The organism is Mesorhizobium sp. M0047 (assembly GCF_040323315.1).
Classification (GTDB): domain Bacteria; phylum Pseudomonadota; class Alphaproteobacteria; order Rhizobiales; family Rhizobiaceae; genus Mesorhizobium.
Map to the genome: position 1 here is coordinate 1 of NZ_JAMYUW010000113.1, position 864 is coordinate 864.

2 protein-coding genes are annotated in these 864 nt (G+C 58.3%); both read right to left on the reverse strand.

Features of this window, described 5'->3' with window-relative positions:
- Positions 1–97: 97 nt before the first annotated feature.
- Positions 98–622: a hypothetical protein gene (locus NKJ89_RS35610; RefSeq protein ID WP_352609078.1), complete on the reverse strand. Its 525-nt coding sequence runs from the start codon at positions 620–622 to the stop codon at positions 98–100.
- A 5-nt stretch (positions 623–627) separates the two neighbouring features.
- The coding region (locus tag NKJ89_RS35615; RefSeq protein ID WP_352609079.1) for a hypothetical protein at positions 628–864 on the reverse strand (237 nt) is incomplete at its 5' end.

Below are 864 nucleotides of genomic sequence, written 5' to 3' on the forward strand. Positions count from 1 at the left end.
GGTCCTCGCCTGGTGGGTCGCCACCGACATGAACCTTTCACCGGCACAGGCAGACGACCTGTTCCAGAGGATGGCGGGAAAAGGCTTCGGCGCCTGATCATTCGTCGGCTATCGAGCTTGCAATGATCGAATTCGCTCGCTGCGTGTCGACCGGCGATGTCAAATGGACGAGCTGTTTTCGATTGCCTGCAATCAATATGTAAAGTTTGGAGACCTGATCTCCATTCCGGTCCTCGCTGATTTTTTCGGCGTCCGTCCGGGCGAAGAAGCGCTGTTCGAATGTTGCGCGGTCGACGTCGAACAGTCTGATGGAACAGGTCTGCACGGCCTTGCCGTTCAAGGTGGCTTTGGTCACCGCGATTATGGTTCCGGCAGGTAGATCATTGCCAGTCACAGCCCACCCCTGAAAGGCATTCACGTCATCGACTGGAGCAAGCGCTGCGTCACCGGATAGCGGTGTCCATCCACGCGTCTTCGCCACAGCGACGGTTCGCTCGAAGTCGGGGCCCTGGGCAAGACAGGTTTGGTGAAAAGTTTCTAGCCCGAGATCGATACCGGCATATACCGGTGTCGATGTCAGGCAGACGCCTGCGAGCGCAAAAGCGACGAGAACTCTCGACATATCCGTTACACCTCGCGCTGAATAGCGAGCACCGGTACGAATAAGATGGAGCCGTTGGCACGCTGGTCAAGATTTACGGCGCCTCGCCGGATCGCGCCAAGGGGCGCTACAGGCCTGCCGATTGCCCCGGCGTCAAGAAGTGACGTGCCCGGCGTCGATTCACGCATGTCGGCGACGGCTGCAGTTTCGACACCTTTGTTTCCAAAAATGGGCTCGAGCGCGACCCGGCGATCGTAACCATT